Below are 19,425 nucleotides of genomic sequence, written 5' to 3'. Positions count from 1 at the left end.
CGTACTGCATGGCGATTGTTCACTAACAGGAGGTGACCATGCGACGTTTGATCATGGGGAGTTGCGCTGCCGTTTTACTGGCCGGGTGCAGCACATTCGAAGGTATTTCTACGATCATGAATTTCAACGACCACGCTATTCCCACGAGGATCTACGCAGGGGGGGCCACGAAGCAGGACATGCTTGCGATCCAGCAGCCCAAGCGCGTTATCGCGGCGCGCACGGGTCTTTTAGAGTGCCTTGACTACCAATTGGAAAACAACGGCAAGAAACAGGACTTTTACGTCGGCATTACCGACGCGGGCCGGGTTGGTGCATATGGCTTCATAGGCTGTGAGCAGGCAATCAAGGAAGGTTACCTGGATGTCAGCAAGGCGTCTGTCCGGTAGCGGTTGCCGGGTCGCTACAGCTGAGGTGTCCAGCTCAGGCCCAGCCTCCAGGTGCGGCCTTCTTCGCGGTAGTCCTGATTATTGGAGAAGTCTGCCGCGTTGAAGCTGTAGCGGGCACGGGCGTATTGGCGGTCCAGCAGGTTGTCGACGTTGAGCGAAACACTGACTTCCCGCGTGACCGCCCACCTGCTGCGCAACCCGAGCAGCGCATAGCCGCCCAGGCGGTTCTGATTGTCTTGAGCGTCGTAGCTGTTGCTGATCGCCTGCCAACTGGCGCCCAAGCCCAATGTGTCAAATTGCCGGTCCAGATCCAGGCTCAACGTGCGGCGCGCACGTCGGGCCAGGGTGTGGCCGGTATCGCGATCACGCGGGTCGATGATTGAGACGCCCAGGTTGCCCTGCCAACCGAACAATTCCTGCTTGAGCGTCGCTTCAACGCCATTGATGCGGGCCGAAGCGACATTTTGCGGCTTGCTGGTGCTGTCCAGAATGATTGCATCGCTCAAGTCCGTGCGGTACAGCGACGCTTCCAGACGGGTCTGGTCAGTCAGTTGGCTGCGCCATTGCAGCTCGTAGCTCTTTGAGGTTTCGGGCAGCAGGTTGGGGTTGCTGTACTGCGTGTCTGGGTAGTAGAGGTCGTTGAAGGTCGGCGCGCGGAAGCCTTCGCTGTAGCTCAAGAGCAGCTCGTTGTCGGGATTGATCGGTAGGCTGAGGGTCCCGCTCCAGCTGTTCTGGCTGCCGAACTGCTGGTTCCGGTCGCGGCGCAGGCCCAGCTCGGTGGAAAACCACTCGCCGTGAAAACGATGCTGCACAAAGGCCGCGCGGTTCCAGCGGCTGTTTTCGCTGAAGGTGGTGGAGCCGTGGAAGCGGTCTTCGTACCAGTCGCCGCCGAGGATCAGGCTGTTGCGGTCGTCCAGCGTCAGGTCGTTCTGCCAGTTGACCGAGTCGCGGTAGGTGTTGAACACGCTGAAGTCATCACTGAGCGTATCGCGCTTGGTGTCGCGGTTTTCGCTGTGGCCCAGCTCCAGGCGTGATTGCCAGCCCTCGCTGAGCCTGGCATCCACGTAGCCGCTGGCGCTGCTCACGGTGTAATCGGTGTAGGGCTTTTGCCCGACGCTCTGGCTGGTGGCGACGTCATAGCGGCCGAAGCTGTTGTCGTATTCCGACTTGCCACGGTTGTCCAACAGGTTGAAACCCGCCGCCCATTCATCGCTGAACGAATGGCTTAGGTTCAGGCTGATGGACTGGTTGCGGTAGGCGTCGCGGTCGCCGTCGCTGGGGAACGACGCGTGAGTTGAGTCGATGCCGGCGGTGTCATCCAGGCTCGCGCCGAGGTTGAAGCGCGTACGCTCATCGCCACCGGACAGGCCGAGGCTGCGCTCCCAGGTCTGATGGCTGCCAACGCCCAGCGTCAGGCGCGGTTGCAACCCTTGTTCGGCATTACGCCGGGTAAACACCTGGATAACCCCACCCATCGCATCGCTGCCGTAGATCACCGAGCGTGAGCCGCGCAGCACTTCCACCCGTTCAATCTGGTCGACGTTCAGGTACTGCAGGCCACTGTCGCCCGACGTGGCGTTGGCAATGCGCTGACCGTCCACCAGCACCAGGCTTTGCGCGGACGTCGTGCCACGCAGATAGACCCCCGGCAAACTGCCACGGCCTCCAGTGGGAGCGATTTGCACGCCCGGAACGCGCTTGAGCAGATCGGTGAGACTGGTGGGTTGCAGGCGGTCGATGTCGTCGCGGGTGAATACGGTGTTGGCGGCGCTGCTGTCGTTGCGGGCCTGCACTTGGCGGTTGGCGCTGATCACCACGTCGGGAAGATTGAGGGCATCGTCATGGCTGGCGGCGAGCAGGTCCGAGGCAGGCAGCAGCAGCAGGGCAAGGCGAAGATGTTTCATGGCTGTCCGTAGCATTGAAAGTTGACCCAAAACCAATGTGGGAGGGGGCTTGCTCCCGATTGCGGTGGGTCAGTTACAGATACTGAGACTGACACACTGCAATCGGGGGCAAGCCCCCTCCCACATTTTTGATCCCTGTTTTTACAGGGAGAGCAGCGCCATGCGCGCGCGAACCGATGTCTCGATGCCAGCCTCATCCAGCCCGCATTCCGCCAGCATCTGCGCCGGCTTGGCATGTTCCACGTACACATCAGGCAAGCCCAGGTGCAGCACCGACTTGAGAATATTCTCCCGCGCCAGGAACTCGCTCACCGCCGCACCGGCACCGCCCATGATGGCGTTTTCTTCGACGGTCACCAGCAGCTCATGGCTGCCGGCAATCTCGCGCACCAAGGCTTCATCCAGGGGTTTGACGAAACGCATGTCGACCACGGTGGCGTCGATCTTCTCTGCCACTTTGAGCGCTTCGGCCAGTTGCACGCCGAATACTAGGAACGCGACGTTGCTGCCTTGGCGGCGCACGATGCCCTTGCCGATCTCGATGGGCTCCAGGTCTTTTTCGATCACTGCATTCGGGCCGGTGCCGCGCGGGTAGCGCACGGCGGCGGGGCCGTTGTACAGGTGGCCGGTGCTGAGCATCTTGCGCAGTTCGTTCTCGTCGCTCGGTGTCATCACCAGCATGCCGGGGATGCAGCGCAGGTAGGACAGGTCGAAACTGCCGGCGTGGGTCGGGCCGTCTTCGCCCACCAGGCCCGCGCGATCGATGGCAAACAGCACGTCGAGGTTCTGCACCGCCACGTCGTGAACCAACTGATCATAACCGCGCTGCAGGAACGTGGAGTAGATCGCCACAACCGGCTTGGCACCTTCACAGGCCATGCCGGCGGCAAAGGTCACCGCGTGTTGCTCGGCAATTGCCACGTCGAAGTAGCGCAGCGGGAAACGCTCGCTGAACGCCACCAGGTCGGAGCCTTCCTTCATCGCCGGGGTAACCCCTACCAGGCGTGGGTCGGCGGCGGCCATGTCGCACAGCCATTCGCCAAACACCCCGGAATACTTGGGCCCGCTGGCTTTTTTCGGCGCGGCGGCAGGGGCGTCCAGGGGGTCGAGCTTGGTGATGGCGTGATAGCCGATCGGGTCGACCTCCGCCGGCGCGAAGCCTTTGCCCTTCTTGGTGACGATATGCAGGAACTGTGGGCCCTTGAGGTCGCGCATGTTGCGCAACGTGGCAATCAGGGTCGGCAGGTCATGGCCGTCGATGGGGCCGATGTAGTTCCAGCCCAACTCTTCGAACAGCGTGCCGGGCACCAGCATGCCCTTGGCATATTCTTCGGTGCGGCGGGCAATTTCCCACGCGCCGGGCAGACGCGAGAGCACCTTCTTGCTGCCCTCGCGCATGCTGGCGTAGGTGCGGCTGGAGAGGATTTTTGCCAGGTAATTGGACAGGCCGCCGACGTTGCGCGAGATCGACATGTCGTTGTCGTTGAGGATCACCAACATGTTGGCGTCCACTTCCGGCGCATGGTTGAGCGCTTCGAACGCCATGCCGGCGGTCAGCGCGCCGTCACCGATCACCGCAATCGCCTTGCGCTCGCTGCCTTGCAGACGGGCGGCAATCGCCATGCCCAGCGCGGCACTGATGGAGGTGCTGGAGTGGCCGACCCCAAAGGTGTCGTACTCGCTCTCGGCGCGACGCGGGAAGGCGGCGATGCCGTCCTTCTGGCGCAGGCTGTTCATGCGCTCGCGGCGGCCGGTGAGGATTTTATGCGGGTACGCCTGGTGGCCCACGTCCCACACCAGCCGGTCATCCGGGGTGTCGAAGACGTAGTGCAGCGCGATAGTCAGCTCGATGACGCCCAAGCCGGCGCCGAAATGCCCACCGGTCTGGCCGACCGTGTAGAGCAATTCCAGGCGCAGTTCATCGGCCAGGGTTTCCAGCTCGGCTTCAGCCAGTCGACGCAGGCCGTCCGGCGTGGCGGCACGGTCGAGTAGCGGCGTGGACGGGCGTATGCGGGGAATCTCTTGAAACGTCGTGGGCATCAGGCGAATCGTTATAGGTATAGAAGAGGCGGCAGTTTACCTCAAGCATCGCAAACTGCCCACGCGGAGCGCCGAAGTTGGCCGATAGGCGGTGCAAATGGCCGCCGTTGATCAGTGGCGACGTTCGACGATATACCGCGCCAGGTCGCGCAAGGGCGCGGCTGCCGCGTCGAAAGGTTGCAGGGCTGCCAGGGCCTGATCGCGCAGCTCCAGGGCGTACGTCTTGGCCGCATCGAGCCCGAGCAGCGCAGGATAAGTCGGTTTGTCCCGTGCGATATCGGCGCCCTGGCGTTTGCCGAGGGTGGCGGTATCACTTTCCACGTCGAGAATGTCGTCCTGCACCTGGAAGGCCAGGCCGATGGCCCGCGAGTAGGTTTGCAACGCCGCCAGTTGTGCGGGCTCGGCGCGCCCGCTAGCCAGGGCGCCGAGGTGCACCGCCGCCTCGATCAGCGCGCCGGTCTTGTGGCGATGCATGTGTTCCAGCGCAGCCTGGTCCAGCTTGAGGCTGACCGAGCCCATATCGATGGCCTGCCCGCCGACCATCCCCGCCGGGCCTGCCGCCAGCGCCAGGGCGGTGACCATGCGCAGGCGCGTCGACGCATCGACGCAGCTCAGCGCCGGGTCCAGCAATGCGCTGAACGCCAGACTCTGCAGGCCGTCACCGGCGAGAATCGCATAGGCTTCATCAAAGGCTTTGTGGGTGGTCGGCTGGCCGCGACGCAGATCGTCGTCGTCCATCGCCGGCAAATCGTCGTGCACCAGGGAGTAGGCGTGAATCAGCTCCACCGCACAGGCCGCGCCGTTGGCCTGCTCGGCCGGCGCGCCCAGTGCCTCGCACGCGGCATAGGCCAGCAACGGACGCACACGCTTGCCGCCGTTCATCACGCTGTAGCGCATGGCGTCATAAAGACGGTTGAGCTCAGGGCCCGGCGCAACAAACAAGGGCGCAAGCGCCGCATTGACTCGGGCTTGGCTACTGGCCTGGTACGCATCGATCATTCGGGTTGTTCCGCATCGAAAGGTTCTTCGGCCAACTCCCCGTCACGTTCCAGCAACACCTGCACCTTCTGCTCAGCCTGCGCCAGCGCGCTCTGGCAATCACGGGTCAGGCCGATGCCTTGCTCAAACGCCGTCAACGAGTCCTCCAGCGACAACTCGCCGTTCTCCAGACGCTCGACCAGGGTTTGCAGGTCGGCGAGGGATTGTTCGAAATCGAGTGCAACTTTTTTGCGGGCCATGGCGGCTATTCCGGTAGACGGTAAACCGGCGCGACACTAGCAGACATGGGGGATGGGGGCAAATGAGAGGGGGCTGTCATTCGCCCTTGTTGCTGACTTGATAACGCGTGTTGCGCCCGCCGCCGGGGAGGCGGACCAGGCAGTTTTTTTCCAGCAGATCGGCCAGATGCCGCGTGGCTGTCGCCTTGGAAACCCTGGCGACTGCCTGGTATTGCGCGGCGCTGATGCCATGCTCGAAACCTTTTTCGCCGCCATCGAGTAGCCGGTTGAGAACCTTGAGCTGTTCGGCGGATAACGCTGTGTCATGGTGGCGTTGCCAGAATCGAGTCTTATCCAGCACCCGGTCAATCCGCGTTATTGCCTGTTGCATGCTTCGCAGCAGGGTCTGTAGGAACCACAGCAGCCAGTCAGTGATATCCAGCGTGGCCTTCTGGCTGGACTCCAGTGCATTGTAGTAACCAGCGCGGTCTTCGAGGATGCTGGCCGACATGGCGTAAAAACGGATGGACTGATGCTCACCTTGGGCCAGGGCCATGTCTGTGATGGCGCGTGTCAGGCGGCCATTGCCGTCATCGAAGGGATGCAGCGTGACAAACCAGAAATGCGCAATGCCGGCGCGCAGCAGCGGGTCCAGCTCAGGCTGATGGCGGCTGGTTTCGAACCATTTGAGAAATCCGTTCAGCGCCTGCTCAAGACCCAGGCGCGGTGGCGCCTCGAAGTGGACGGTCGGCCGGTCAAGCCGCCCCGACACCACCTGCATCGGCTCCTCGCCCCTCAAACTCGCGACCTTGACCGGACGCGTGGCAAGGCTTTCCTCCTCGAACGGGAACAACAAGTGGTGCCAATTAAATAAACGGGCGAGGGTGAATGGCTGGGCGAAGTGCTCGGTGGCATCCATCATCAGCTCTGCCAGCCCTTCACTGCGACGGCTGACATGGCCGTCCTCCATCGCCTGCAAGCCCATTCGGCGCGCGAGGGAGGAGCGTACCGAGCCGACATTCAACTGCTCGCCCTCAATAGCCGAAGAGGTCAGGATGTTTTGCAACAGCGTGTCCAGTTCGTTCTGCGCACTGACGGCCTGGGTGACGGAACCGAGCATGCCCAGCAGACGGCCTTGGGCCTGTGCGCACTCGCGAAGAAGCACCGCCAGGCGACCGGGTTGCCAGTGGAAGTGGGGCCAATCGGCGTGTTGCCAGATCCAGTGTGGGTGATCCATCGTGGAATGCCTGGGTACGTGAGCCGAATAGAAAGGTTATTCGGCTCATTTAGTGAGCCGATTGTGCGGTTTATTCAGCTCACCGTCCAGACCAATAGAGAAGAGCCTCACCGTATTCTGATGTGGCATGTTGAGTCATAGTTTCTGAGCTTCATAGCTTCCGGCAACTACCTGAAAAATTACTTCTCCACCATTGCTCGCTGTAAAACAGAAGGTTTTCCCTATTTCACTGGGCTCTGATTTGATGGCCTCTTGTAAGAGGGTTGAGTTTTCCTCTTCATACATATCGCATATATCGGCCCCAACGGCACCAATGCCTTGAAAGGCAACCAGTTCGTTGAACGTAATTTTCCAGGATCTTTCTTGCCAGTCTCTAAAATCCATGACCAACGCATTTCTTGTGCAAGTTACTTTTTCAATTGTTCCATCTGAAACGGGAAATTTCGTCATGTCAGATTCCTGGATGCTTTTCGCCTGGTAAAAAGCCGGTGCCGTGCCCCTCTTCATATTTTCCTGGCTGCACCTTGATGGTTAAGTTGTTTCTTTCCGTTTGCTTCCAACTCAGATTGCTTGGTTTTAGCTCTATATGGTAGTGCTCGCCATGATGTCTCGGTACGAATGGGCCCTCGTCGCCCGGATGGCTCTCAAACCTGATTCGGGTATCGCTGTTGGGCCTCCATTCCATTCGTCGAGTATCGTGTCTAGTCATAGATACTTTGGGGTTAACGCCTAAAACATCGGTTAAGTCATTTGGGTCTTTTGGGAAATGAGTGCGAGCATCGGGCTGCGTCGGGGCGCCCTCATTCTGTAGATGTCGTATGGCAGGCTCTTCAACACCATAAGATGGATTACATCCATCTCCACCTGGGCATGTGCTTAACCCCAGTGGATCGACCCACCTCGTAGGATTCGGCACGTACTGGTACGCATTGATCCCGCCCGCCAGCTTCACCGGGTCTGGCGTCAGATAGCGTCCAACATCCGGATTGTAGTAGCGATGACGGTTGTAGTGCAGGCCGCTTTCCTGATCGAAGTATTGACCTTGAAAGCGCAGCGGGTTGTCGATTTTGTCGACGTCGAGGCGGCTGATGTGGCCGTAGGCGCGGTAGTGGGCGGACCAGACGATTTCGCCATCTGGGGCGGTGAGTTCCTGTGGCGTGCCGAGGTGGTCGAGTTGGTAGTGGTAGGGTTTAGTGGCGTCGGGGCCGAAGCCTTCCAGCAGGGCTAAAGGGCGGAAGCTGTCGGGTTCGTAGACGTAGCTGCGGTGGCGGTCGGCGTGGTGTTCGGCGATCAGTTTGTCGCCTTGCCAGAAAAACTCCGTGGTTTTGTCATCCACGATTTTGCTGATGCGCCGGCCAAAGGGGTCGTAGCGATAGCGGGCGGTTTGGCCATTGGGTTTTTTGACGGCGATCAGTCGATGCTGGCAGTCGTAGCGGTATTCGGTGACCACTGCCTGGCCTTTTCCCCGGCGTTCGCGAATCAGGTTGCCGAAGGCGTCGTGGTCGTAATGCCGGTCGCCCTGGATCATCAGGCGATTGCCGGCGACGATGTCCGGGCCGGGGCGGTCATGCATCAGCAGGTTGCCGGCCGGGTTGTGGCCGAAGCGTTCCTGTAAGTCCTGCGAGTGATCGGCGCGGGTCAGGCGGTGGAGCGGGTCGTAGGCGTAGTGATGTTCGCCTTTGCGGGTATCGAGAATGCGGGCGAGGTTGCCGGATTTGTCGTAGTCGTATTGGCGGCGGTAGTGGCGGTTTTCCTGTTGCGTGATGGCGTGGGCGTGGAGGCGGTGTTGGTTGTCGTAGTGGTAATGGCTGAGCAGTTGGCCTTGCTGTCGTTGCTGCTCCTTGCCCGCTTTGAACAGGTGCGAAGTGAGCACTTCACCGTTGAGTTCGACGGTGCCGAGGTGGCCGCCTTTATCGTGGTTAAACGTGACGCGGTTGTTATCCGGCAGGCGCAGGCGCTGCAGTTGACCGCAAGCGTCATAGCCATAACGCAAGGTGCCCCAGCCTTGATGCTCGGCGGTGAGGCGGTTTTGTCGATCGTATTCGTAGGCCAGCGCCCAGTGGCCGTCTTCGACGCTGAGGAGGTTGCCCTGGCGGTCGTAGGCGTAATCCACCTTATTGCCGTCTGGCAGGGTTTTTCTGACAAGGCGTCCGGCGTGGTCACGCGCGTAGCGGGTAACCAACTGACTGCCATCGTCGCCATGTTCGGTCTTTTCCTGCAGATGGCCGTTGAGGTCATAAACGTAGGCGGTGCGCTGGCCGTCAAAGCCGATTTCCTGCTGGATCAACCCGTTGGGATGGTAGGCAAGCCGGTACGTCTCGCCCACCTCGTTTTCAATCTCAGTCAGCAATAACCGCGCGTTGTCGTAGCGATACTGGACCTGCGTGCCATCAGCATTGAGTCGCCGACTGATCAAGTGCAGCCCGTCGGCATACTCGTAGCGCGTAACGTTGCCCAGTTCATCGCGTTCAGCGGTGATTTTTCCGTAAGCGTTGTAGCTGTATTCCCTGCATGCACCGCCCGGCAATATCAGGCGAGTCAGGCGGCCCACGCTGTCCCATTGGTATTGGGTCAGCGCGCCATGCTCATCCTCAAGGGCAATCTGCCGCCCCAGGTCGTCATAGCGATAGCGCCTGATCCCGCCATTGGGCAACTGCTCCTCAACCCGTTGCCCGCGCTCATTCCACACCAACCGTTGGCAGCTGTGATCGGGATACCACACCCCAATCAGTTGCCCCTGTTTGTTGTAGCTGTAGTCGGTGACATGGCCGTCAGGATCGGTCTTGCGCGTTACGTCGCCTTGTTCATTACGCTCGTATTTCCAAACCGCCTCACCCCGGCGCACCACTCGTACGAACCCGTTGTCATGCTCGTAGGACGTCGGCTCATCGTCCCCGGGAAACAGCGCCACCAACCGCCCCGCGTTGTCGTACTGATACGCCGTCACCGCGCCCAACGGGTCCTGCTCAACCGTCAGCCGGCCTTGTTCATCGTAGGATTTGAAGTGTTGAGCGCCATCCGGATCCACCCGCTGCACCAGCCGTGCCCGCTGATCGTGGACGTACACTTCCTGGCTGCCATCGGCGTTATGCACGGTGACGCGCCCGTCATCGCCCCACACATAGCGCGTGTCCATCTGCGCAAAACTGGCCCAGTGCCGCACACAGCGCGCCGCCTTGCCGGACCGTTCCCACGCCCAGAAGAAACTCGCGCCACCGGCCAGCCCACGCTCCAGAATCACGTGCTGCTCGTCGTACCGGTAAACCTCGCATTCACCTACGGCATTGGTCGCCGACACCAGTCGGCCTGCGTCGTCGTAGGCGTAGGACACCACCGTCTGTTCAGTCACCCACTCGTAAGGCTCACGGTCCTTGGCGCGATGAACCTGGTAGTCCACCGCGCTAATCCGGCCCTGCGCATAACGCAACCACAGCGAGCGTCCGGCGCCATTGTCCAGCCGCTCAATGCGCCCCAGCACGTCGCGGGAAATGCGCAGCCGGTTGTCGTACGCATCGCTGATCGCCACCAGCACGCCATCGCGAAAGTGATAAAACCGCGACGCCTGGGCCAGCACCAGCTCATCCGGCAAGTCCCCCAAAAAGATCGCTGCTTCCGCCAGGCTGTTGGTGATTGCCGGTCGCGAAACGGTCGGCAAGGGCAGGGTGGTCGAACGATTTTCATGGTCCGTCCACATCACCGAATCGCCGGACATCTCCAGCCGCTGGGCCAGGGCATGGCTCCAGCCAAACCCCAGCCCGATATCGATTTCCACCGCACTGGTGCGATACACACGCGTCCACTCGAATGGCAAAATCCCATCCAGGATGCCGTCGGTGAGGGTGAGCAATTCCTCTCCGGTGACCATCGACACCGGGCAGCCATTGGTGACGGTTTTATCGGAAGAGGCGGCCGCATCCCCCGCCGGGTTCTTCGCCGAAACCGGCACGTCATTCACGGCCTCTTTCTGCCTCAACACGGCGTTCTGCTGCGCCCGCCAGCGCATCTGCAGCGTGCCTTGCCTTAACCCGCCAACCACACCGCGAATCGCCACCGCCTTGTAACGATCCACCGCCCGCATGAACGTGCTCAGAATCGCTAGTACGTGCTTAACAAAGCCAACCGCCGCATCAAGAATCTGCTCGCCGTACTTGACTAGCCGCCCACTCAAATACGCCACACCCGCCGCAGGCAAGGCGAGGGTCAGTACCGCGCCGATCACCAGGTCGATCAGCAACGACACCACAAACCCCGCCGCAACTTCGGCCATCTGGCCGGGCGGCAATGCGTCCAGCCACAGCATCGCCGTCCGCACCAACAGAAACAGCGCCGCCTCATCACTGGCCAGCAGCATTGCCTGTTCCATGACTTTGGGCGCATCGGTGGCGAGCTGCGCCAGGCGGGTCGCTTGCGCACCCAGCTGTTCGACGTACTTCAGCGGGTCTTCAAGAATGGCCTGCACCCGCTTGATGCCCTCCCATGCCTCGCGGATCGCCGCCCAACTACCGGCCAGCACACCGCTGCCAATCGCACTGGCCGTGGATTGCTGCCAATAAGGCTTGAGGCCTTCCCACTGCTTGCGCAGCCATTGCTCCAGGTCCGCCGTCAGCCCGGCGTAGGAAGCGAACAACGCATCCACCTGTTGCGCCGAAACACCGCCCTGCACCCGCACCTGATAACGCCCGCCCGCCGCGCAAACATGTGATCCCTTGCCGTGCTCATCCAGCTGAATCAACGTGGAACTGCCGTCATCCAGCCCGATCACTTCAACCGCAATGTCGCCAATCGGCACGTCATATACCGACTCGAACGTGCTCTCGATCTTCAGCACGCCGCCCGCAGGGCAGCGGGCCACGGTGGAAAAGTCGGCGTCGGAAATGCTTACGGAGCGTTGGGTGTCGCCCACCCGCACCACCCGGTCCATCCCCAGCAACGACGGCATGTCCAATCCATCGCTCATCGAATCCAGCGCGCGCGCGTACCAGGCGCCCATCTGCTGGCGATAAATCCCCAGGCTTTGATGAAAGCCATTGAGCTCATGTTCAATAAAGGCGATGTGGGCAGCGTGGGTCATCCGTGACGTCTCGGCAGGGGGCAAGGCGTCGGATTCTGCCCCGGCGAAATAGGGCTGGATGAACGGTTCGCAAAATCAGAATGGGCTTACGACAGCAGCGCAAAAGTCAGCGGTAACTCATGCTGAACGGCTACTTCAGATAGCGATCTTGCTCATTGACTGGCATCACCACCGCAGTGCCGAACGGGGGTCAAGGAACGATTGCCGGAGGGGTGCCTCTAACCACCGCAGCGCATGCCTGCGGGTATGCGCTGAGGCGTCAGGAAAACAGCGACCAGTCGCTGCTGCTACCAAGAGACAGACGGGCACAAGATTTCCTTTTGTTTACCTTGCCGGGCCGCAATGCCCCGCGCATCCTTTTCTTTCACGGACTGATCGCGACGTATGCAGATGCCTCATCTTCCTGCCCCGCCTCCTGCCAACGAGCATGAGCGCATCCAGTCCCTGGAGCACCTGGGCATTCTGGACAGCGTGCCTGAGCAAGGTTTCGACGACATTGTGTTGTTGGCGACGGGCCTGTGCGATGTGCCGATTGCACTGGTCTCGCTGGTGGATAACGAGCGTCAGTGGTTCAAGGCCTGCGTCGGCCTGGACGTGCGCGAGACCCATCGTGACCTGGCGTTCTGCGCCCATGCCATCCTGGCGCCCGATGAGGTGCTGGTGGTGGAAGATGCTCAGAGTGACCCGCGTTTCGAGCACAGCGCTCTGGTGCTGGGCCCACCGTATATCCGTTTTTACGCAGGCGCCCCGATCCGTGATGACCGAGGTTTTGCCCTGGGCACCGTCTGCGTCATCGATACGCGCCCGCGCACGCTGACCGTGGTGCAACACAACGCGCTGCAGGCCTTGGCCCGTCAAACAGCCTCGTTGCTGCAATTGCGCGTGCTCAGCGAACAACGCGAACAACGCGCGCGCAGCCTGGAGAGCGAACTCGCCCAGGCGCAAGCGCTGGGCCGCGAGGCCGAACAGTTTCTTCATCATGCCAAGCGCGTTTCGTCCCTGGGCATGGTGGCCGCCAGCATCGCCCATGACTTCAATAACTTGCTCCAGGCCCTGAGCGCCAGCCTGCAAATGATCCGCCTGCGTGCACGCAGGCCGGCGGATGTCGAACGCTTCAGCGATGCCGGCATGCAAGCGGTGGATCAAGGCCGATTGCTGGTCAACCACCTGCTGACCAGCGTGCGCCACGACAGCCCCAACCTGATGTGCATCGACGTGAACGAGCGTCTGGAGAGCATGCGCGACGGGCTGTTGCGCACCGCTTCGGACGGTGTCGAGTTTTCAATGGCATTGGCGGCGCCGGGCACCGGCGTATTGTGCGAAGAAGCGCAGTTGAGCGCGGCGGTTATCAACCTGCTGACCAACGCCCGGGACGCTTTGGGCGGCAAAGGCCGTATCCACATCACTTCGCGTCTGGTCAGCTTGACCCAGGACGAAGCACTGGCCGCGGGTAACTACCTGCTGCTCAGCGTCAGCGACAACGGCCCGGGCATCCCTGAAGCCCTCGCCGCGCAGATTTTTGAGCCCTTTTTCACCACCAAGTCCGCCGGCAAAGGCACCGGGCTGGGGCTGTCCCAAGTGATGGAATTCGCGCAGCGCGCGGGTGGCACGGTGAAAGTCCAGACGGGATTGGGCGAGGGCACCACCATGAACCTGTATATGCGGGCTCTGGGGCGTATCGATCCCAATTTGCTTGTCGATTGAGACGTGAAAAAACCTGCTTTTAAGGGCAGGCCTTGCGCAAGGCATACATCCGTCGGAAAAAGCCTTGGCTATAATTTCAAGGGTTTAATATCTTATATATAAATACCCTTATGGTTGTTTATTTGTTATGAAAATAAACCATCTGCTATCGGATTGGTCATCGGGCACCGTTGCCACGCAAGCGTGGCTTAGCGAACGTGGAGTTGGCCCAAGTCTTATTCAGAAATACCATCACACTGGCTGGGTAGAGCGTGTTGGCCATGGCGCATGGAAGCGCAATGGCGACACCGTTGACTGGCAGGGCGGGGTGTTGGCACTGCAACAGCACGACAGCCTTCAGGTTTGGCCGGGCGGCGCAATCGCGTTGAGCTTGGCTGGCTATGACCATTACATGGTATTGGGCAAGCAGACGGTTGACCTGTTCGGCGTAGCAGGTGCCGTCCTGCCAGCCTGGTTCCGCCAGTACGCCTGGGAGGTCGACATAGGCTTTTATCCCGGTGGGCTTTTCGCGCAGATGGAAGACGTCGCGTTACAAGTTTTTCAAGTGCCCTACCGGCAATTTGAGTTAAAAATCTCCACCCCGGAGCGTGCGATGCTCGAGCTTATCCACCAGAGCGCCGACGAGATGCTGTTCAGCGGTGTGGCCGATGTGCTTAACGGCCTGGCCACGCTGAGTCCCAGGCGGCTGCAGTCTCTGCTTGAAGCGTGTAAGTCCTTTCGTGTCAAACGCGTGTTCCTTTTGCTTGCACGCAATGCAAACCATGCGTGGTATGCGCGGCTGGATCTTTCCAAGATTGGTTTGGGAAAGGGCAAGCGACAGATCATCCGGGGCGGTCGACTCGATAAAGAGTTCCTCATTACCGTTCCGGAGAGTTTTCTCGGTGCCACTTGATTCGCGTTACGCTGCTCAAGTTCGTTTGTTGGTACAGGTCATTCCCCATGTTGCAGCCGAGCGATGCTTTGCACTGAAGGGTGGGACGGCTATCAACCTGTTTGTGCGCGACTTGCCGCGGTTATCTGTTGATATCGATCTTGCGTATCTGCCCAGCTCTGAACGTCAACAGGCCTTGAGCGATGCTCGCACTGCTCTGCAGCGAATCGCGAATGCCATAAGGAGAGCGAGCCCTCAAACGGTTGCGTCTGTTCAAGGCAATCGCGACGACGAGCTTCGGGTTCTGGTGAGGAACGCTCGGGCGCAGATCAAAATTGAGGTGTCGCCAGTATTGCGAGGTACTGTCCATCAGCCGCAGGCCCGTGATGTGGTACCGAGAGTTGAAGAGAACTTCGGGTTTGCCTCAATGGCAGTGGTTTCCTTGCCCGACCTGTACGGCGGAAAAGTCTGCGCCGCTTTGGATCGACAGCATCCCCGAGACCTTTTTGACGTGATGTTAATGCTCCGAGAAGAGGGGCTGACACGCGAGATATTTGAAGGTTTTCTGGTCTATCTCATCAGTCATCGTCGACCCATGGCTGAGCTGCTTGCTCCCCGATGGAAGCCACTGGCAGGCATATTTCAAGCGGAGTTCGCTGGCATGACTCGTGAGTCGGTCAAGCTCGAGCAATTAGAATCGGCCAGAGAGACATTGCTTGCTGCATTACGGCAACAATTCTGCGAGCGGGACGCAGGCTTTTTGCTCTCGCTCAAGCAAGGGGAGCCTGATTGGACGATGCTGAACCTGAGCGGCATTGAGCAATTACCTGCGGTGCAATGGAAGTTGCGCAATCTGCGGGATATGTCTGCGGCGAAGCGGGCGGAGGCAGTGACGAAACTCGAGATTGTCGTTGAGCAATTATTGGCGACCTATTAAGGCCGAAAGCCTGCTTTTCAGGGCAGGCCTTGCGGATCACTTACTTCTGCTGGGCTGTCAGCGCCGCGTAACCATTCATCAAGTTGCGATAGTTGGGAATGCGCTGGGACAACAGATTCCCCAGGCCTTCGATATCGTTGCGCCAGTCGCGGTGCAGCTCACACGCCACCGAGAACCAATTCATCAATTGCGCACCGGCCTGTGTCATCCGGCTCCAGGCCGCCTGCTGTACCGTGGTATTGAAAGTGCCCGACGCATCCGTCACCACAAACACCTCAAACCCTTCTGCCAGCGCCGACAGAGTCGGGAATGCCACGCACACATCCGTGACCACACCGGCAATGATGATCTGCTTGCGGCCGGTGGCTTTGATTGCCTTGACGAAGTCTTCGTTGTCCCACGCGTTGATCTGACCGGGGCGTGCGATGTACGGCGCATCCGGGAACATCTCTTTCAACTCCGGCACCAGCGGGCCGTTGGGGCCTTGCTCGAAGCTGGTGGTGAGGATGGTCGGCAGGTTGAAGAACTTGGCAAGGTCGGCCAGGGCCAGCACGTTGTTTTTGAACTCGTTGGGGGAGAAGTCCTGCACCAGCGAGATGAGGCCGGTCTGGTGGTCGACCAGCAGAACGATGGCGTCGTCTTTGTTCAAGCGGCTGTAGGTTGGAGTGCTCATGGTTGAAGTCCTTTTTGGTTGGTTGGATGTTTTGTTCAACATGGGCATAGGTTAAAGCGTGGGGGGGTGGGGGATAAATCGGGTGGCGGGAGTCTTACTGTCAACTTGAAGGAGACAGTAGGGGGGGCAGCTTCTTCGCGTATTGAATAGCCGGCAGGTCCGATTCTTTTCATTTGCAGGACGTTTTCTAGAGAATCCCAGCGGCTTGCGCCAGTGAAATCCCGCGACTAGGCTGCGGTCCGTCACTGCATATTCAGTGATCGGGTTTAGTCGCCCGGATTCGATTGGCGCATAAGCAACTCATGAGTCAGGCACCCCTTCGCCTGCATCTTATGGCAGCTGTGCGCAGGGCACCCTCGGGTGCGCCGGGTTCCCAATCGACCGGTCGACTAACCTGCGTACAGCTGCCGCCTTTCGTTTAGTCGCGCGAAGTGGCAGCTCCACATTATCGATTGGCGTTTTGCTATGGATAACGTTCGTTCGGATTCGCTGCCATCGATTTCAACTAACCCATTCACTGTCAATGAAGAACTGAGCTTTGAAGATGCCTGGGTGCGGGTAGCCGAGCTGCTGCACTGTGCGGTGGCGACTTCGCAGGTGCTCGCAGAGCCGGTAGCTGCGCCGCAGAGGGCGGTGATGCATCTGGTGGGCATGGCGAAGATGGTGGCGGAGCGGGCTGTGGAGTGCATGCGGCCGGCTTGACGCAACGGTTGGAGCGAGACTTTTACAGGCATTAAAAAGCCGGCTTGTGGCCGGCTTCTCGCTGACTGCTTCGGCTTGCTTCTGACAAACCTCACCAGCCTTCAAATCGCTCAGCCCACATCACGTCGGGCTGAATAGTAGGGGCATCCGCGGGAACTCCTCCGCATCGCCTGGCAGGATGGATAGCTCAAAGCCACCCCCTGCCAAATGTGCCGCGGATGATACCCACATTCACCTCAATTGCCCACCTCCGGATCCGATTTAGAACCTTCCCAGCCCAATAAGTGATCGTCCAGCGGTACCGGCGGGCGGCGGTTATTCAAGGTGGACCACCAGAACACCCACCCCACGATCAGGAAGTTTTGTTCGAAGCGCTCATCGTAGGTGAGGTATTCATCGGGATGTTCGGTGGCGTTGTGACTACGCATCCGCAATCCGCCACCGGGACGGTTGTAGAGGTATTTGATGCGCAGCATGCCGTCATGCTCGACGGCGTAGATTTCGCCGTCGATGATTTGTGTACGGCCTCGGTCGATGGCGAGGGTGGCGCCTTGCTGGATGATGTCGATCATGCTGTTGTCGACCATGTAGGCGCCTACCGCGCGGTCGGGGCTTACGTTGAGGGTATCAAGGGTGTGCAGGGAGACGCGGATTCGCTCGGTGGAGGTGAGCGTGGGGTGGAGAGGGAGCTCCACGTCGAGCTTTTCCGGGAGGCAGGCTGGGCCTGTGAGGTATTTGCCGCTTTCCTCGCGGACGTAGGTGAGTCCTTTCGTGGCTCCCGGGCCTTCGAGCAGGAAGTTGGCCGGTGGGTGTTTGGGGCCCAGGCCAGTGCGCAGCCAACGGCTGGAGACGCATAACAGCTCTGCGATCTCGTTGAGCCGGCCCATGGGTACGCCGCGTTTGAACCAGTTGTTCACGTGCTGGGGCGTGACACCACGGTTCTTGGCGAAGTCTGAGGCGGAAAGATGAACTTCCCTTAATAGTGCTTTTAAACGATCACCTGATGTATTCATAAACGCAGAGTTTACTGGCCGGGAAAACTAATCAAATAAACCATGCGTTGATTTGCGCGTGTAGGCTTTTGCTTAGTTGTGGCCTGATTTTTCAACTTCAGCGAACTTCTAAACTCTGATTGTTGTTAGTTGAACTTGGCGTTTAGTTACGCCCATAAAAAAGCCCCGAGTGATCGGGGCTTTTTATGTTCGAGGCAAGCAAGCGGGGATCAGCCTTTGTAGGCAGCCACCGACTTCATGATCTCTGCGCGGGCGGCATCTGCATTGCCCCAGCCTTCGATCTTCACCCATTTGCCTTTTTCGAGGTCTTTGTAGTTCTCGAAGAAGTGTTTGATCTGCTCCAGCAACAGAGGCGGCAGGTCGGTGTATTCCTTCACGTCCACGTACAGCTGGGACAGCTTGTCGTGTGGCACTGCGATGACTTTGGCATCGCCGCCGCCGTCATCGGTCATGTTCAGGATGCCGACCGGACGGGCGCGGATAACCGAGCCTGGGGTCACCGGGTAAGGGGTCACGACCAGCACGTCGAGGGGGTCACCGTCGTCGGCCAGGGTGTTGGGGATGAAACCGTAGTTGGCCGGGTAGAACATCGGGGTGGCCATGAAACGGTCAACGAACAGGCAATCGCTGTCTTTGTCGATTTCGTATTTGATCGGCGCGTGGTTGGCCGGAATTTCGATGGCGACGTAGATGTCGTTCGGCAGGTCTTTGCCAGCCGGAATCTTGCTGTAGCTCATTGGGCGTTGCCCCCGTAGTTGGCCATTGAACATGGCCGGATTGGCCTAAAAGTGGCGGCGATTATAGGCATATTCTGACGACGATGCCATGCGCCAGACGTCGTACGGTCATTCAGCCGGCGGCTGGTAGCGCGGGTCGTGGGCTTGCAGCTGGTGCAGGCGGGCCAGGGGATCCTGGCGATAAAAGCGGCTGAGTTGGGCGTACACCTGTGGATAACTGTCGACCAGCAAATCCGGGGCACTGAAAAAATATTCGCTGGTGACGGCAAAAAATTCCGCCGGGTTTTCTGCCGCGTAGGGGTCGATGAGCGTCTCGACGTCGGGGTCGGCATCCAGTTGGCGATTGAGGTCATCGAAGGCGTCTTGCATCACGCTCGCCCATTCCTGCACGCGCATGTCGCTGTGCAGTGGCGGCAGGCCGTTGACATCGCCGGTGAGCATATCCAGCTTGTGGGCGAGCTCGTGGATCACCAGGTTGTAGCCTTCCCAATTGCCGCTGGCCAGCACCCCGGGCCAGGCGAGAATCACCGGGCCCTGTTGCCAGGCTTCGCCGCTGTGTTCGCCGTCCCACTCGTGCTCCACGCCGCTGGCATCGCGATGGCGCTGGGGGCTGAGGAAGTCGTCGGGGTACAGCACGATTTCATGAAAGCCTTGATACCAGTCCAGATCGCCCAGGTTCATCAGCGGTAATTGCGCTTGGGCGGCGAGCAGCAGGCGTTGTTCCTGGTGCAGGTCGACGCCGGGCAGGGCGGTGAGGTGTTTGTCGGCAAGAAAGATGATGCAGGCTTCGCGCAGCCACTGATCCTGCTCGGGCGTGAGGCCGTCGAGGAAGGTCAGGTGGCTGCGTACCCGCTGCCAGGTGTCATCGGCAATCGGGTGCCGGGCCAGCAGGCGCCGGCGACGCCAGGCGCTGAGGGACCACATACTCGG

16 protein-coding genes are annotated in these 19,425 nt (G+C 60.0%); 5 read left to right on the top strand and 11 right to left on the bottom strand.

Annotation, left to right across the window (positions count from 1 at the left end; genetic code table 11):
* Positions 1 to 38 precede the first annotated feature (38 nt).
* The gene (locus TU75_RS16965; RefSeq protein ID WP_015373052.1) at positions 39 to 389 is read left to right on the top strand and encodes a DNA-binding transcriptional activator OsmE; all 351 of its coding nucleotides are present in this window, start codon (positions 39 to 41) and stop codon (positions 387 to 389) included.
* A 14-nt stretch (positions 390 to 403) separates the two neighbouring features.
* Here TU75_RS16965 and TU75_RS16960 read toward each other — a convergent pair whose 3' ends face one another.
* From TU75_RS16960 to TU75_RS16930, 7 genes are all read right to left on the bottom strand, one after another.
* Positions 404 to 2,293 (bottom strand): TonB-dependent receptor domain-containing protein, encoded by a 1,890-nt coding sequence (locus TU75_RS16960; protein ID WP_060549566.1) that lies wholly within the window; start codon positions 2,291 to 2,293, stop codon positions 404 to 406.
* Positions 2,294 to 2,434: 141 nt separating this feature from the next.
* Positions 2,435 to 4,333 carry a 1-deoxy-D-xylulose-5-phosphate synthase gene (dxs, locus tag TU75_RS16955; protein ID WP_015373050.1) on the bottom strand — a complete coding sequence of 633 codons (1,899 nt, stop codon included), beginning with the start codon at positions 4,331 to 4,333 and terminating at the stop codon, positions 2,435 to 2,437.
* A 111-nt stretch (positions 4,334 to 4,444) separates the two neighbouring features.
* Positions 4,445 to 5,332: a polyprenyl synthetase family protein gene (locus TU75_RS16950; RefSeq protein WP_003232518.1), complete on the bottom strand. Its 888-nt coding sequence runs from the start codon at positions 5,330 to 5,332 to the stop codon at positions 4,445 to 4,447.
* Positions 5,329 to 5,571 (bottom strand): exodeoxyribonuclease VII small subunit, encoded by a 243-nt coding sequence (locus TU75_RS16945; RefSeq protein ID WP_003176346.1) that lies wholly within the window; start codon positions 5,569 to 5,571, stop codon positions 5,329 to 5,331. The genes TU75_RS16950 and TU75_RS16945 overlap by 4 nt, the downstream gene beginning before the upstream one ends.
* Positions 5,572 to 5,647: 76 nt before the next feature.
* Positions 5,648 to 6,787, bottom strand: a complete 1,140-nt coding sequence (locus TU75_RS16940; protein ID WP_060549565.1) for a Fic family protein — start codon at positions 6,785 to 6,787, stop codon at positions 5,648 to 5,650.
* 135 nt (positions 6,788 to 6,922) lie between these two features.
* Complete coding sequence (locus TU75_RS16935; RefSeq protein WP_032870159.1) at positions 6,923 to 7,237, bottom strand: hypothetical protein; 315 nt, start codon at positions 7,235 to 7,237, stop codon at positions 6,923 to 6,925.
* Position 7,238: 1 nt separating this feature from the next.
* Complete coding sequence (locus TU75_RS16930) at positions 7,239 to 11,858, bottom strand: RHS repeat-associated core domain-containing protein (protein ID WP_082630447.1); 4,620 nt, start codon at positions 11,856 to 11,858, stop codon at positions 7,239 to 7,241.
* Between the two features lie 390 nt (positions 11,859 to 12,248).
* On the opposite strand from TU75_RS16930, the gene TU75_RS16925 reads away from it, so the two are divergent.
* The 3 genes from TU75_RS16925 to TU75_RS16915 all read left to right on the top strand — a co-directional run bounded on the left by TU75_RS16925 (position 12,249) and on the right by TU75_RS16915 (position 15,370).
* Positions 12,249 to 13,562 carry a sensor histidine kinase gene (locus TU75_RS16925; RefSeq protein WP_060549587.1) on the top strand — a complete coding sequence of 438 codons (1,314 nt, stop codon included), beginning with the start codon at positions 12,249 to 12,251 and terminating at the stop codon, positions 13,560 to 13,562.
* Between the two features lie 127 nt (positions 13,563 to 13,689).
* Entirely contained in the window at positions 13,690 to 14,454 is a 765-nt protein-coding gene (locus TU75_RS16920; RefSeq protein WP_060549564.1) for a type IV toxin-antitoxin system AbiEi family antitoxin, read from the top strand.
* Entirely contained in the window at positions 14,444 to 15,370 is a 927-nt protein-coding gene (locus tag TU75_RS16915; RefSeq protein WP_060549563.1) for a nucleotidyl transferase AbiEii/AbiGii toxin family protein, read from the top strand. The genes TU75_RS16920 and TU75_RS16915 overlap by 11 nt, the downstream gene beginning before the upstream one ends.
* A gap of 40 nt (positions 15,371 to 15,410) precedes the next feature.
* Here TU75_RS16915 and ycaC read toward each other — a convergent pair whose 3' ends face one another.
* Complete coding sequence (gene ycaC, locus TU75_RS16910; RefSeq protein ID WP_003239464.1) at positions 15,411 to 16,043, bottom strand: isochorismate family cysteine hydrolase YcaC; 633 nt, start codon at positions 16,041 to 16,043, stop codon at positions 15,411 to 15,413.
* Between the two features lie 465 nt (positions 16,044 to 16,508).
* Between ycaC and TU75_RS16905 the strand changes: the two genes are divergently transcribed.
* Entirely contained in the window at positions 16,509 to 16,745 is a 237-nt protein-coding gene (locus tag TU75_RS16905; protein WP_060549562.1) for a hypothetical protein, read from the top strand.
* A gap of 236 nt (positions 16,746 to 16,981) precedes the next feature.
* Here TU75_RS16905 and TU75_RS16900 read toward each other — a convergent pair whose 3' ends face one another.
* From TU75_RS16900 to TU75_RS16890, 3 genes are all read right to left on the bottom strand, one after another.
* Positions 16,982 to 17,758, bottom strand: coding sequence for a LexA family transcriptional regulator (locus TU75_RS16900; RefSeq protein WP_060549561.1), 777 nt, complete (start codon positions 17,756 to 17,758; stop codon positions 16,982 to 16,984).
* A gap of 209 nt (positions 17,759 to 17,967) precedes the next feature.
* A complete protein-coding gene (gene ppa / locus TU75_RS16895) occupies positions 17,968 to 18,495 on the bottom strand; it encodes an inorganic diphosphatase (RefSeq protein WP_003237090.1) in 528 nt (175 codons plus the stop codon).
* Between the two features lie 108 nt (positions 18,496 to 18,603).
* On the bottom strand, positions 18,604 to 19,419 hold the full coding sequence (locus TU75_RS16890) for a M90 family metallopeptidase (RefSeq protein WP_060549560.1): 816 nt from the start codon (positions 19,417 to 19,419) through the stop codon (positions 18,604 to 18,606).
* Positions 19,420 to 19,425: the final 6 nt, after the last annotated feature.

The organism is Pseudomonas poae (assembly GCF_001439785.1).
GTDB classification, from domain to species: domain Bacteria; phylum Pseudomonadota; class Gammaproteobacteria; order Pseudomonadales; family Pseudomonadaceae; genus Aquipseudomonas; species Aquipseudomonas poae.
This window is presented reverse-complemented; position numbering and strand designations above follow the sequence as displayed.